The organism is Mycobacterium sp. DBP42, assembly GCF_005924235.1.
Taxonomy (GTDB): domain Bacteria; phylum Actinomycetota; class Actinomycetes; order Mycobacteriales; family Mycobacteriaceae; genus Mycobacterium; species Mycobacterium syngnathidarum.
The window spans coordinates 42,981-56,646 of record NZ_VCMY01000001.1 but is presented as its reverse complement, the minus strand read 5'-3'; the positions used below and the strand labels follow the sequence as shown (position 1 = coordinate 56,646).

Sequence of the window (13,666 nt, the reverse complement as noted above, 5' to 3'; positions counted from 1 at the left end):
GCGACCATACTGCGGACGTGAATTTGGTCATGAGCCGCCCCATTGTCATCGCCACCGGATTTGCTGTCTGTCTGGCTGCGCTCGCCGGATGCTCGTCGCAGGAATCGGGTTCGTCCGGGAAGTCCGGCCAGGGCCGGGTCACCTTCGGTCCCAATGACGCCGGTCCGGTGACCAGCGTCAGTTGTGAGACCAAAGACGGGCTGACCACGATCGGGATCGAGGGCAAGATGCCGGCCTCGGTGGTGCTGACCGAGGGGGAGGCCCCGGCGGTGCAGTCGGTGAACATCGGTGACGTGAACGGCGAGGGCGCGTCGCTGACCTACCTGTCCGGCCTGTCCGGCGCACCGGTGGTGGCCGCGCGCGACGGCAAGGGCTACACCATCACCGGCACCGGCATGGGCATCGACCCCAACGAGCCGGGTACCCCGGTGGACATGCCGTTCGACATCGCCGTCACCTGCCCCTAGCCGTGCCGTCGGCGAGGAACTCGACGATCACCTGGGCGAGTTCCTCGCCGGCGTCTTCCTGCAGGAAATGGCCGGCATCACCGATCACCGGATGATCGATGCCCTGCGCTCCGCGCATCTCCCGCTTGAAGATCGGCGCCATACCGCCGGTGATCGGGTCACCGTCGCTGAACGCCACCAGCATCGGGGTCTGGCCGGCCGACAACACTTTCCATGCTGACCGGTTGGCAGCCGAGGCCGGATCATCGGGGCCGGTGGGGACCAGGCCCGGCATCGCCCGGGGACCGGCACAGTAAGAATCATCGGGGAACGGCGCATCGTAGGCCGCCAGGACCTCATCGCTGACCGGGCGCCGGCAACCCGCCGCGACGAACCTGCCGACGTCGATCGTGGGCAAGCTCTGAATGGCCGTGCGAAACTGCCACCAGATCTCGGGCATCGGGATGTCGCCGGTCGGCAGTCCGGTGTTGGCCACGACGATATGGGCGAATCGGTCAGGGTGTTCTGCGGCCAGGCGCAACCCGATCAGCCCGCCCCAATCCTGACCGACCAACGTGACCCGCCGCAGATCGAGAACGTCGAAGGCGAGCGCGCGCATCCATTCGACGTGCCGTGCATAACTGTGGTCCTCGATGCGGGTGGGTTTGTCCGACCGGCCGAACCCGACGAGGTCGGGGCAGATCACCCGGTGCCCGGCCGCGGCCAGGATCGGGATCATCCGCCGGTACAGAAAAGACCACGATGGTTCCCCATGCAACAACAGCACCGGGTCCGCATCCGGCGGCCCGGCCTGCACCCAGGCCACCCGCAACCGACCGCCGTCGCCGTCATCGATGTCGGAAAACTCTGGCGCATACGGAAATTCAGGTATCTCAGCGAAGCGAGCGTCAGGAGTGCGCAGTATTTCCATGGCCTCGAACTTACGAGCGCACCGCCACCGGTACCGACAATTCCACCAAACCCACGCCGAGCACCTGCACGAACTCCATACTTCTGCCTGACAGTCCGCCACCTGCGACGGGCTGCACAACCGTGAGGAGAGCAGTGGTGAAGCGTGAGTTCCTGGTAGCCGTCGGCGGCGCCGCGATCGTCATCGCCGGCCTGTCCGGCTGTTCGTCGAGCGACAAGAACGACACCTCCGGCGAGGAAACGGCCACCGCCTCGGCTGCGCCGACGACGTCGGTGGTGAGCGGCGACACGACCGCCACGACCGGCTCGGGCACCGCCCGGGTCAGCATCGACGGCAAGGACCACAAGGTCGAGGGCACGGTCATGTGTGCCACGGTCGCAGGCAATGTCACCCTGAACGTCGGACAGGGCATGTCCGGAGTCAGCGCCACACTCAGCGAGGGCGACCAGCCATCGGTGACCGCCCTGGCACTCGGCAACATCGACGGAGTCAGCCTCGGCTACACCCCGGGTGTGCCCGGCGGCAGCGCCGAAGCCACCAAGGATGGCAACAAGTACACGATCAAGGGAGAAGCGACCGGCATGGACGGGATGAGCCCGGTGACCAAGCCTTTCGAACTCGAAGTCTCCTGTCCTTGACGAAACCACTCACAACTAGCAAAGCTCTGACATAGTGTGGGCCCGGACTGATCCCGGGCCCACACTCCGTCCTCAGTCGTTTTCAATCGCGACCGGAGGTGCACCGTGGCCAATCACCGGAAACGCGGACGTACGTCTACCGCCGTCGTAGTCGGCGCCACCGCGGGAATGACCGCGATCCTCACCTTCGGACAGGTCGCCGACGCGCTCGCGGCAACGCTGCCGGGCAACAACGCTGTCATCGGAATCGGCGGCAGGGGCGACACCCTGGGTGAGCGGATCCCGAACAAGTTCGAAGGCAACTACGTGCCGTACAACGGCGGTTATGCCGGACCGGCGGCGGATCGGTACTACCCGGTCGCATATTCGGCCACGTTGCCGATCGACACGAGCGTGGCCGACGGGCGCCAACCACTGATCGACGAAGTGACCGCGGCCCGCACCGAAGTCGGTCCGAGCGGGACGGTCTACATCGTCGGCTACTCCGAGGGAAGTCTGGTGGCCGAGAACTACAAGCGCGAACTCAACGCCGGAACGGTCGACCCCGGCGGAAACATCGCGTTCGTGTACATCGCTGCACCGACGGTGCCCAACGGCGGCATCTACGCCCGCTTCCCGAATCTGGGTCCGCTCGGACTGCTCGGCTTCACCAGCACCGGGGCCGCGGCCCCCACGCCCTACGACCAGACCTTCATCACCGTCGAATACGACCCGATCGGCGACTTCCCGGCCTACGCCAACCCACTGTCACTGGCCAACGCCGCGGCCGGGTTCTTCTATCTGCATGGTGACCCGACGCCGGATACCACCGACCTGAACGACCCGGACGCGATCATCGTGACGCCGATAGCCAAGCCCGGTGGCGGCACCGACACCTACATCCTGGTCAAAACCGAACACCTGCCCTTGCTGCAGCCCATCCGGGACGTGTCGCTGGCCCTGAACGCCGTGGCGTTCACCGAGCCGGTGCTCGGGGCGATCGAACCGACGCTCAAGCTCGCAGTCGACATGGGCTACACCGATCGGGATTACTCCGATCCCGCCACACCGACCCGCTTCTCGTTGATCACTCCCCCCAAGCGGATCGCCGAGACAATCAAACAGTTGCCCGGCGCTTTGCAGGAAGGCGCGGACAACGTCAAGGACGGATTGCCGTCCACCACATCACCTTCGACGACGCCGGGACCGACCGATCGCAGCACTACGAAGAAGGCGGACCCCAAGGTCAGCTCGCCCAAGGTCAGCTCGCCCACGGTCGACTCGCCCAAGATCGACGTCCCGAAGAAACCCGTCAAGCGCATGCCCACCCACCGGCGGGACGACGTGCGCAATGCCATGTCGGACGTCGCGAAGAATGTCAGGAACACGTTCAAACCGCACAAGCCGAAACACCAGGCCAAGCCCAAGACCGAGTCATCCACCGAGTCAGACGCAGGCAAGGCCGCCTGACTCCCTGATGTCATGCTGGGAGCATGACTCAACGGCGCGCCTGGTTCCTGTTGCTGTGCCTGCTCTTCTCGATCGTGGGATGTTCGTCGTCTCCTGACCCGGCCGATCGTTTTGCGGCGTTCGCCGATGCGCTGCAGCGCAAAGACGCTCATGCCGCCGCTGCCGAGACCAGCGATCCCGTAGCGGCCGAGACGGCAATCAAGTCGATGTTCGACGGCATGGGCGACGCCGCGACGGTCAAGGTCAGCACCGAACCCGATGATCAAGCCGGCGCAACACTGAAGTATCAGTGGTCTTGGGGGGAGGGCCGGGATTTCGCCTACGACACCACCGGCACCGCCACCAAGACCGGCGACGACTGGCGCATCTCCTGGGCACCGACTGTGTTGCACCGAGACCTGCGGGACGGCTTGAGGTTTCAATACAGCACCGACAGCGACCTGCAGACCCCGGTGCTGGACCGCACCGGTCAGCCGCTGATGACGTGGCAGACCGTGGGCGTGATCTCCCTGGAACGCGCCCACCTCGATTCGGCGGCCCCGCTCGCCGCACTGCTCGCGCCCTTCGATGCCACCACCACCGCGGAATCCATCAACGCACAGTTCGCGTCGAACTCAGATGATCGGGTGACGGTGATGAAGCTGCGCGAAGACGACCTCGCCACGGTGCGCGACCAACTCAGCCACGTTCCCGGCGTCGCGGTGACCGAACAGGGTGAGCTGCTGACCACGGACCGGGCTTTGTCCTCGCCCGCCATGAGCGGGCTGGCCCAGATCTGGCACGACCGGATCACCGAAGCCGCCGGTTGGTCGGTGTATCTGGTCGACGCGGATGGCGCGCCCGCACAACGATTGGCCGCACAACCACCGGCCCCCACCGAGCCGATGCGCACCACCATCGACCTGCGACTGCAGCTGCTCGCACAGCAGGCGGTGGCCCAGGAGGGCCGGCCCGCCGTCGTGGTGGCGATCTCCGGTTCGACGGGCGGCATCCTGGCCGCCGCGCAGAACTCCGCCGCCGATCCACAAGGCGCCATTGCCTTTTCGGGCCTCTATCCGCCAGGGTCGACGTTCAAGACGATCACCACGGCTGCCGCGCTGGAGGCCAACCTTGCGACCCCGGCATCCCCGGTGGCCTGCCCTGGCCGGTTGACCATCGAGAACCGCACCATTCCCAACGACGACGACTTCGACCTGGGGACAGTGCCGTTGACGTCGGCGTTCTCCCATTCGTGCAACACCAGCATGGCGGCACTGTCGGACAAGCTGCCCGCCGATGCACTGACCAAGACCGCCCGCGCCTTCGGCATCGGGGTGGACTTCACCATCCCCGGCCTGACCACGGTGACCGGCAAGGTTCCCAACGCCGACACCGCCGCCCAACGGGTCGAAAACGGTATCGGCCAGGGCACCGTGACCGTCAGCCCGTTCGGGCTCGCGGTGGCCGAGGCCAGCCTGGCCCACGGCTCGACCATCCTGCCCAACCTGGTCGACGGCGACAAGGTGACCGCCGATACCCCCTCGCAGCCCCTGCCTGCCACCGTCACCGCGGCGCTACGGGACATGATGCGCAAAACCGTCACCGAAGGAACGGCAAGCCAATTGAGCGACATCCCCGACCTGGGCGGCAAGACGGGGACGGCGGAGTTCGGCGACAACACGCATTCACACGGCTGGTTCGCCGGGATCGCCGGCGACATCGCGTTCGCCACCCTGGTGGTGGGCGGCGACTCGTCGGCGCCCGCGGTCAAGATCTCCGGAGACTTCCTGCAATCGGCCGGCTAGACCGATCCGGCAGCCAGGTGCACCAGACCTGAGGCGACCGCGAAGCGCGGGCCGTGCACACCGTCGATATTGGCTCGCCCCACCACAACCCCCACGCCGCGCAGCGACTCACCAACCGTACGCAGCAGCTCATCGTCGAGCGCGCCGCCACCGGCCAGCACCAACGCGGTCGGGGGTTTGTCGAACGCGGCCAGGCAGCGAGCAATGTTGGCGGCCACGGTTTCCTGCTTGATCGCCAGTCGAAGGCTGCGCCATTCCTCGGCGGCCAGTTTGGTGGAGAAGGGCACCAACCCGGCTGTGCCGCGCGTGCACAGCCGGCCGATCGCATCGGCCGGGGCCGGGGCATCGAGGAACAACCGCCGTCCGTCCTCCTCGTGAGCCACGTGCGGGCCCTCGACCCGGATCGCCGGGGTGCGCTTGACCCGCTCGGCCAGTGCCCGCGGGATGTTCAGCATGCCGGCCACCGCGACGGTGATGGTCTCCCCAGCGCCGGCCGCCGTGACCGTGCACTCCGCACCGATCAAATCGATGGTGCCGCCACCGATGTCACACACCACCGAATCCGGCGGCAACCCCGGGGTGGTGCGGGCACCCCGGCCGGCGGCCTCCGGCTCGGTGGCGATGGTGCTGGCCGGGCGTCCGGTCAGCTCGGTCAGCGTCGCCGCCGCGTCCTCGACGTGATCGGCGGCCAGCAAGGCCACCACCGTGCCCCGCGCGTCGGCCACGCCCCGGCGCAGCCACGTCCCGCTGTCCAGCGCGGCGAGTTCGGTGAAAAAGGCGTCGTCGACGGCTATCTCGTGGTCGGCCGTCGGGATGGAGCGCAACCGGATCCGCACGACGCTGCCCGGGAGTTCCCGCCGAAGAATGGTGTGGGCCTGGGCCGGCGAGTACCGCACGGGCGCGCCGTCGATCCGGAACTCGACGTAGTCATCGTCCACGGCGGGAGGTTGCGGCGCTTCGGTGCGGGCGGTGACCGCGATGGCCGGGGAATCCGCGAGCTCGCGGGTGAACTCGGCGACGTCGTGGATCTGATCATGACCTAGTTCCAATGCCGCACACAGCGCAATCGGATCCGCCAGCGCCCGGTAGGCGCGTCCCTCGGCCACCACTTCCACCGCCACCAGCACCCCTGACGCCAGCCCGTCGAGGCCCACCTCATCGACCACGGGGACATCGAGCGGAATCCGGTTGCGGATCAGCACCGCATCGTCCTGGGCGGCCAGCACACCCGCGATCGTCCAGCCGTTCCCCGCGGCGGCGGTGATCGCCTCGGCAGCCACCTCGAAATCGGTGTCGCCGTCGACCGAGACGATCACCGGGCCGGCTTGGGGTCCGGCCGTCAGCTCGCCCAGCGGCACATGCCGGCCCACCGCATAGCCCGTGCCAGCCGGGGTGCTGGCATCGGGCCTACGCAGGCTGCGCACCGGTGAGCGCGGCGACGGCGCCGGGGCCAACGGGGCGGTCTCGGTGTCGACCGGCCGGATCTTCGAAAGCACCAAGGCGTCTGCCCGCACGCCGGCGTCGACCTCGATACGGTGCAGCAGTGCCGCGGCTCCCTCCAAGGAATCCCGGGATCCCTTGCGGCCCCGGGTCGGCGCCTGACCATGGGTGAGCGGCTCGACGACGCCGTTGGTGATGCGGGCCAGGACAATCTCGGTGGTGTGGTTGCCCACGTCGATGCCCGCGATCACCCTCACCGCAACAGACCCCGGCGGGCATAGACGGCGGCGGCTTGGCGCACCAGTTCGGCGCACCGCACGGCACCGCGCGTTTCCAGCGACGACTGCAGCGCATCGAGTTCGGCAGCGGTGGAGCGGTGCGGACGCAGCGCCTCGTAGAGAGCCATCACCTGGTCATCGTCGATCGTGGCCAATTCAGCTGCGCGAAGGAAGTTTTCGGCGAGTTGCGGGTTGCCGTGCTCCTCGGCGACAACGGCCTGATGGGCCAGCGCCGCCGGGTCCATCCGCAGGTCCGACAGGCCCAGCTTGCCGTCGACGGCGGCTTCGGCCGTGTATTTCTCACTCATTTCCGGGTCACCTCCACCGTGACGGGTGCCTGTCCCGGTTCACAGGCTTCACGCTCCAGTGCCACCAACGCGACGGCACGGGCGTGGTAGCGGGCCGAGATCGACTCGTCGGTGCCGCCGGTCAGAATCGGTACCGGCGCCATGCCCTTGGCGTGGCGGGCCGCGTTGCGGCCCAGTTCCCGATAGTTCTTGGCGGTCAACAACGGCGCCACGCTGAACAGCTCCAGGTTGGCCAGCGGTGCCAGATCACGGCGGTGAATCAGCGCCGTGCCCTTGCCCTGCAAGCCGATTCCGATCCCCGACCCGGACAGCTTGGCCGCGGTCAGGCCGATCAGGCCGACGTCGATGGTCGAGCGCACCCGTACGAACCGCGGTACACAGCCCTCCTCTTCCAGCCCGGCGGACAGCTGGCGGATCACCTCGCCGATCGGCAGGCCGCACAGGCTCAGCCACACGCTGCGCCCCAGCGCCGGTGACAGGCCGATGCACACCTCCCGCGGATCGCTGCCCTGCCGCGCGGTTTCGAGGTCGGTGACGCTGATGTGGCCGGCATGCTCGGTTTGGTCGGCGGTGAGCTCGGCCGCGCTGCGCTGCTGGCGGATGGTGTCGATCTCGGCCCGGCGCTGCTCGGTGAGCGTGTAACCCGTTGCCGGACCGGTGTAATCGTTCGGATCGGTGATCTTGGACAGTACCCGGAACTGCTCATCGAAGATCGCCGAGGTCTGCAGCTGGTCGCCGCGCAGCCGTTCGACGGTCAGCCGCATGATGGCTTCGGCCTCGTCGTCGTAACCGGTGCGCTTGAGGGAGGCGACCACGTCGAACACCGTGAGCTGTCTGGCCTCGATGGCATTGGCGGCCTCCGCGACGGCCTTCGGGTCCCCGGGTGGCAGATCGCGTGACCCATTGGCGATCACCACCTCCTCGATGTGGGTGTCGTCGAAATCGGCCAGGCCCAGGTCGCGGTACACGGCCTGCACGGCGGTGGCCGCGCGGCGCCGCACCGCCGCCAGGTGCTCGGGCGACACCGTGCGTAGCCCACCGTCGGCTCCCCAATCCCGTTGCAGAACCAGGAAATCGTCCATGTCGTCGGAGTTGAAGTTGGACAGCGCGAACGCGTTGTCGTAGCGCGGGATGGAGCCGAATCCGGAGAAGATGAAATCCGCGCCGGCCAGCAGCACCGGCAGGGTGTGCGCGCTGCGGCGGATGTCGGATTCGGAGATCAAGTTGTCGTTGCCCGCGCACGACTCCAGATCCCGCATCATCACCATCAGGTTCTCGGCAAGCAACTCCTTCATGCCCTCGGGTACCGAGGCCACCACACCGACCCCGTCGATGCCGCCGTTCTGCACACCCTGGGAGCCCAGCGCCCGGGCCAGCGAGACACAGCGAGATTCCAGGTAGAGGATCGAACACTTCTCGGCCGCACCCATCAGCACCTCGGCGCCGCCGCCGCTGGTGACCCGCATCTTCAAACCACGCGAGGCGTAGGCACTCGTCAAGATCGCCTTGGAGAACGGGGTGTCATCGCCGTCGACGAACACCTGCTCGGTGCCGTAGATGGAAATGGTCTCCGCGTAACTGGTCAGCCCGCGCAGGCCCAACCGCAGTTCCAGCGCCTCCTCGATCGAGCATTGAGCCATCGCCCCGGGTATGCCCACCTGCGAACCGATCAGCAGCGCAACGGCATTCGACGGGGCGTCGCCGAGCACCGGCACCGTCGTCTCGACCTCGCGGAACCCGTAGGCCACCGCGCTGGCCGCGTCGGCGGCGATCAGCATCGGATCGTCGAGCTGGTTGGTGACATGGGCTTGATTGCTCGGGGTGCGCCGGGCACGCATCTTGGCCATCGCCACCTGCATCTCGACCGGCGTCAAAAGCGCGATGACCCGGGCCAGTTTGGCCGGCGTGGTGCCGCCGATCAGCCGGACCACCTCGGCGCGGGACACATTCAGGTCGACGGTTTTGCGGGCCAGGTCGACGTCGGTCATCGCCATCGCCTCGGGCGCGACCTCGAGGTCCAGGCCATACCGGGCGATGAACTCGTCGATCACGTCGAAATCCGCGGCAGCCTTGCCGTCCATCTCGACGACCTGCCCGTCGCGCACCACAAGTGACGGTTCTGGATCGTGCGGGCTGCGCATCGCGACCAGGCCCAGCTCCGGATTCGCCACGCTGAACCCGTCGAGGTTCACCGGCTTCGCTTCGAGTATCCGCATCCTGCCGAGGTAGGCACCGCCGTCGTCCGCCACGCCGACCATTTTGCGTGACGAACCCTATTTGGTCTACCCATTACGCCTTTTGGTGTCAGACGCCGGCCGCAACCTCCAGCGCCTTCAGCGAGTCCTCCAGATGACCGAGCATGCGCTGCAGATGCGGCACACTGCGCCGGCAGCCCACCAGCCCGAAATCCAGGTTGTCGGCATTGTTGGCCAAGGTGATGTTCATCGCCTGCCCGTCCAGCGCGATCGACAGCGGATAGTTGCCGTCGAGCCGAGCACCCTTCCAGTACAACGGATGTCGCGGGCCCGGCACATTGGAGATGACCAGGTTGAACGGCGGCGAGGTGGCCCGGACGAAGCCCGGCACGGCGGCCAGACCGAGCGGCGCGATCATCATCGCCGACAACGCCAGGGCCTGAACCCGGGGCAGCTCGGAAAACACCTTCTTGTTGCCCCGCATCGACTCACCGATGACCTTCAGCCTCCCGGCGGGATCGTCCAGATCGGTACCCAAATTGCACAGCACCGAACCGACCAGATTTCCGCCGGCGTCGGCCTCGTGCTCAGCGCGCAGGCTCACCGGGACCATCGCGATCAACGGCCGGTCCGGCAGTGCATCCTGCTCCAACAGATACGCGCGCAACGCACCGGCACACACCGCCAGCACCACGTCGTTGACCGTGGACCCGGCGGCCTGCGAAATCCGCTTGAACCGCTCCAGCGGCCACGACTGCGCTGCGACTCGACGGGCCCCACCGATCTTGACGTTGAACATCGTCTTGGGAGCCGCGAACGGCAGCGTGAGCTGTTGTTCCAGCAGCCCCGTACGGGCCAGCTTGACCGTCGACGGCGCCAGCCCGGCCACCGCGCCGACGGTGTCGCTGACCGTCTTCATCACCGACGAACCCTGGTGCGGGCGCTTGCGGCGCGGCAGTGCCCACGGCACCCGCACCTCGGTGTCGTCGGGATCCTCCGACAGCGTGCGCATCAACAGCTTGAGCGCCGAGACTCCATCGATCAGCGAATGGTGCATCTTGGTGTAGACCGCGAACCGGCCATCGGCCAGGCCTTCGATCAGGTGCGCTTCCCACAGCGGCCGGTGCCGGTCGAGCAGACTGCCATGCAGTCGCGAGGTCAGCTCCAACAGATCGCGGACCCGGCCCGGCGACGGCAAACCCGAGCGACGCAGGTGATAGTCCAGGTCGACGTCCTCGTCATACGTCCAGCCGACGTTGGCGATACCGCCCAGAATGGTTGCCGGGTGCTTGCGGAACACGGGCTCGACCTCGGTGTGGGCCACCATCTCGTCGTACAGCTCGCGCACGAACTCTCGCCCCGCACCGGCCGGGGGCTCGTAGAGCGCGAGGCCGCCGACGTGGAACGGGTGCTCCCGGGTCTCGGCGATCAGAAACATCGAATCGGTCGGCGACATCAGCTCCATGGACACATTCAACGCCGATGCGGCAGACCCCACGCTGCGCATGGCAAAACAAGTAGCCGACTACGCGTTCCCGGCCGCCGACAAGCACGCAGGATCTGTGCATGGCCACCACGGCGCGCAAGATTCTCGCACTGATCAGAATCGTCAACGGTGCGGCGGGACTGCTCGCACCCGAGAAGCTGCTGGGCCGCCTCGGCGTCGACACCGCCCAGGATCGCTCCGGCACCTATCCCTTCCGCATGTTCGGTATCCGCACCGTCATCATCGGCCTCGAGCTCCTGATGCTGCGCGGCGCGGAACTGCGTCGCGCCGAGAAACTCGCGGTGCTCATCCACGCCAGCGACACCGTCTCGGCCGCCGTCACCGCGGCCCGCGGCGATCTGCCACGCAAACCGGGATTGGTCGCCATAGTCATCTCCGCAATCAACACCGCACTCGCCGTCACCGCATGGAAAGGAGGCCGGGATGTCCTCCCTGCTGACACGGTGGTTCATCAAAGCCACTGAGATCGTCGACCGCCGTATCGGGTGGGACAAACTTCCGCCGTGGATCGGGCTCTCGGTACTGATCGGGGTTCGCGACGCGCTGCGCGAGCACAATCTCTACGACACCTATCGGGGTGATCCCCCGGCCGCACCGACGCACGACCCTGCCGACTACCTGACCGTCAGGACCGTCGACGGCTCCTACAACGATCTGTCGGCACCTTCGATGGGCATGGCCAACACCCGGTTCGGGCGCAACGTACCGCTGGACAAGGGACATGGCGAGCAGCCGCCACACCTGATGGACCCCAACCCGCGGCTCGTCGGCAACGAGCTGCTGCAACGCGGAGACGAGTTCAAACCGGCCACGACACTCAACGTGCTGGCGGCGGCCTGGCTGCAGTTCGAGACCCGCGACTGGTTCAGCCACGGCACCGACCCGACCAAGATGATCGAGATTCCGCTACCCGAAGGCGAGGCGGACTGGGACGTCAAAGGGGACGGCCCCGCCATCCGGATCCCGTCCACGCCCGCCGACCCCACCGCAGCGCCCGGGCAGCAGCCACCGACCTTCCTCAACACCGAGACCCACTGGTGGGACGCCTCTCAGATCTACGGCAGCAATCAACAGTTCCAGGATGCGATCCGCACCCCCAAGCAAGCCAACGACGGCAAGGTGCGCATCGACGCCGACGGGTTCATCGACCTCGACCCGAACTTGCTCGGCGAGTCCGGCGGAGCCGACGGCTGGTGGCTCGGCCTGGAACTCATGGGCACGATCTTCCTGCGTGAGCACAACGCCATCTGCGATCGGCTGAAGGCCGCCTACCCGGCGTGGTCGGGCGATCAGATCTTCAACAAGGCCCGGATGATCAACGCCGCCCTGATCGCCAAGATCCACACCATCGAGTGGACACCGGCGATCCTGGGGCACCCGACGCTGCAGATCGGCATGCGGGCCAACTGGTTCGGCCTGGCCGGCGAGCGGGTCAAGGAGCTGATCGGGCGGGTGAGCTCGAGCGAGGCGATCAGCGGTGTCCTCGGATCGGCCACCGACCACCACTCGGCGCCGTACTCCATCACCGAGGATTTCGTCACCGTCTACCGCATGCACCCGCTGGTGCCGGACAAGTACGAATTCCTCAACGTGTCCGGAGCCGCTGCGCCGCAGGAACTCTCGTTCGACAGTATCCACGGCGGGGCGAACTCCCGCGGTGTGCTCAAGAGCATGGGCGTGGGCAATTGCCTGTACTCCCTCGGCGTCGCGCATCCCGGTGCGGTCACCTTGCACAACAGTCCCAACTTCATGCGCCGCTTCGACCGCACCGACGGCCACGTCATCGACCTGATCTCGACCGACATCATCCGCTCGCGCGAGCGTGGGGTGCCGCGCTACAACGAATTCCGCCGACAGCTACGGCTGAAACCGGCCACCTCGTTCGACGAGATCAGCGGCGGCTCCAAGGAAACCGCGGCGAAGATGAAGAAGATCTACGGCGGTGACATCGAGAAGGTCGACGCCATGGTCGGGATGTACGGCGAGAAGCTGCCGAAGGGGTTCGGATTCAGCGACACCGCTTTCCGCATCTTCGTCCTGATGGCGACCCGCCGGCTCAAGAGCGATCGCTTCTTCACCGTCGACTTCACCCCGCGCGTTTACACCCCGGAGGGCATGGCCTGGATCGACGAGAACGACATGTGTTCGGTGCTGATCCGGCACTACCCCGAGCTGGAACCGGTACTGCGCGAACAGCGCAACGCGTTCGCACCGTGGCCGCGCCTCGGTCAGGCCAAGCCATGACGCGCACCGCGCCGATCGACGAGACGGCGCTCCTCAGCTACAGCAACAGCATGCTGGACAACCTGTTCCGGCAATCGCTCGCCGGACCCATCCCGGACGGCGACACCAGCGGCACGCTGCTGGCCTGGCCGGGCACGCGGATCGCCAAGCCGCTGGCCTGGCTGGTACGGATCCTCATCTGGCAGGGCAAGGTGCTCGACCGTCGCGAGGGGGTACTGCGCAACAAGGTGACCCCGTTCGGCCTGCGGCTCGTCAAAGCCCGGCTCTCGATCGCATCGAGCTGGGTGGACTTCGGGGACTGCGTGCTCATCGACTACTCCACGACCTCGTTCCTGGCCCGCATGGTGCGCGACGAGATCCGCCAGGTCGGTCCCGGTCTCTACCTCGGGGTCGTCTGGCTGTGGCGGAAACGCGTCGGGTGGTTCACCATTCGCTCGACCGGGTGA

Annotated in this window: 12 protein-coding genes; 7 read left to right on the top strand and 5 right to left on the bottom strand. The window is 67.0% G+C overall.

The window, feature by feature from the left end; all coding sequences use genetic code 11:
• The first annotated feature begins 29 nt into the window (after window positions 1-29).
• Window positions 30-467, top strand: a complete 438-nt coding sequence (locus E0T84_RS00330; protein WP_239252418.1) for a lipoprotein LpqH — start codon at window positions 30-32, stop codon at window positions 465-467.
• Here E0T84_RS00330 and E0T84_RS00325 read toward each other — a convergent pair.
• Entirely contained in the window at window positions 454-1,377 is a 924-nt protein-coding gene (locus E0T84_RS00325; RefSeq protein ID WP_138743450.1) for a haloalkane dehalogenase, read from the bottom strand. The genes E0T84_RS00330 and E0T84_RS00325 overlap by 14 nt on opposite strands.
• A 137-nt stretch (window positions 1,378-1,514) precedes the next feature.
• On the opposite strand from E0T84_RS00325, the gene E0T84_RS00320 reads away from it, so the two are divergent.
• From E0T84_RS00320 to E0T84_RS00310, 3 genes are all read left to right on the top strand, one after another.
• The gene (locus tag E0T84_RS00320) at window positions 1,515-2,015 is read left to right on the top strand and encodes a lipoprotein LpqH (RefSeq protein WP_138743449.1); all 501 of its coding nucleotides are present in this window, start codon (window positions 1,515-1,517) and stop codon (window positions 2,013-2,015) included.
• A 105-nt stretch (window positions 2,016-2,120) separates the two neighbouring features.
• Complete coding sequence (locus tag E0T84_RS00315; protein ID WP_249383526.1) at window positions 2,121-3,464, top strand: PE-PPE domain-containing protein; 1,344 nt, start codon at window positions 2,121-2,123, stop codon at window positions 3,462-3,464.
• A 23-nt stretch (window positions 3,465-3,487) separates the two neighbouring features.
• A complete protein-coding gene (locus E0T84_RS00310) occupies window positions 3,488-5,248 on the top strand; it encodes a penicillin-binding transpeptidase domain-containing protein (protein WP_138743448.1) in 1,761 nt (586 codons plus the stop codon).
• Here the strand turns inward: E0T84_RS00310 and E0T84_RS00305 are convergent.
• The 4 genes from E0T84_RS00305 to E0T84_RS00290 form a co-directional block, all read right to left on the bottom strand.
• Window positions 5,245-6,939 (bottom strand): diol dehydratase reactivase ATPase-like domain-containing protein, encoded by a 1,695-nt coding sequence (locus tag E0T84_RS00305; RefSeq protein ID WP_171054861.1) that lies wholly within the window; start codon window positions 6,937-6,939, stop codon window positions 5,245-5,247. The genes E0T84_RS00310 and E0T84_RS00305 overlap by 4 nt on opposite strands.
• Window positions 6,940-6,941: 2 nt before the next feature.
• A complete protein-coding gene (locus tag E0T84_RS00300) occupies window positions 6,942-7,274 on the bottom strand; it encodes a diol dehydratase small subunit (protein ID WP_070946066.1) in 333 nt (110 codons plus the stop codon).
• Complete coding sequence (locus E0T84_RS00295) at window positions 7,271-9,490, bottom strand: propanediol/glycerol family dehydratase large subunit (RefSeq protein WP_138743664.1); 2,220 nt, start codon at window positions 9,488-9,490, stop codon at window positions 7,271-7,273. Before E0T84_RS00295 ends, E0T84_RS00300 begins: the two co-directional genes overlap by 4 nt.
• Window positions 9,491-9,578: 88 nt before the next feature.
• On the bottom strand, window positions 9,579-10,934 hold the full coding sequence (locus tag E0T84_RS00290) for a wax ester/triacylglycerol synthase family O-acyltransferase (protein ID WP_171054860.1): 1,356 nt from the start codon (window positions 10,932-10,934) through the stop codon (window positions 9,579-9,581).
• Window positions 10,935-11,035: 101 nt separating this feature from the next.
• On the opposite strand from E0T84_RS00290, the gene E0T84_RS00285 reads away from it, so the two are divergent.
• From E0T84_RS00285 to E0T84_RS00275, 3 genes are read left to right on the top strand one after another with little or no spacing between them, the layout of a single operon-like run.
• Window positions 11,036-11,440 (top strand): hypothetical protein, encoded by a 405-nt coding sequence (locus tag E0T84_RS00285; protein WP_070946064.1) that lies wholly within the window; start codon window positions 11,036-11,038, stop codon window positions 11,438-11,440.
• Entirely contained in the window at window positions 11,400-13,220 is a 1,821-nt protein-coding gene (locus E0T84_RS00280) for a peroxidase family protein (RefSeq protein WP_138743446.1), read from the top strand. Before E0T84_RS00285 ends, E0T84_RS00280 begins: the two co-directional genes overlap by 41 nt.
• Window positions 13,217-13,666 carry a hypothetical protein gene (locus E0T84_RS00275; RefSeq protein WP_070946062.1) on the top strand — a complete coding sequence of 150 codons (450 nt, stop codon included), beginning with the start codon at window positions 13,217-13,219 and terminating at the stop codon, window positions 13,664-13,666. Before E0T84_RS00280 ends, E0T84_RS00275 begins: the two co-directional genes overlap by 4 nt.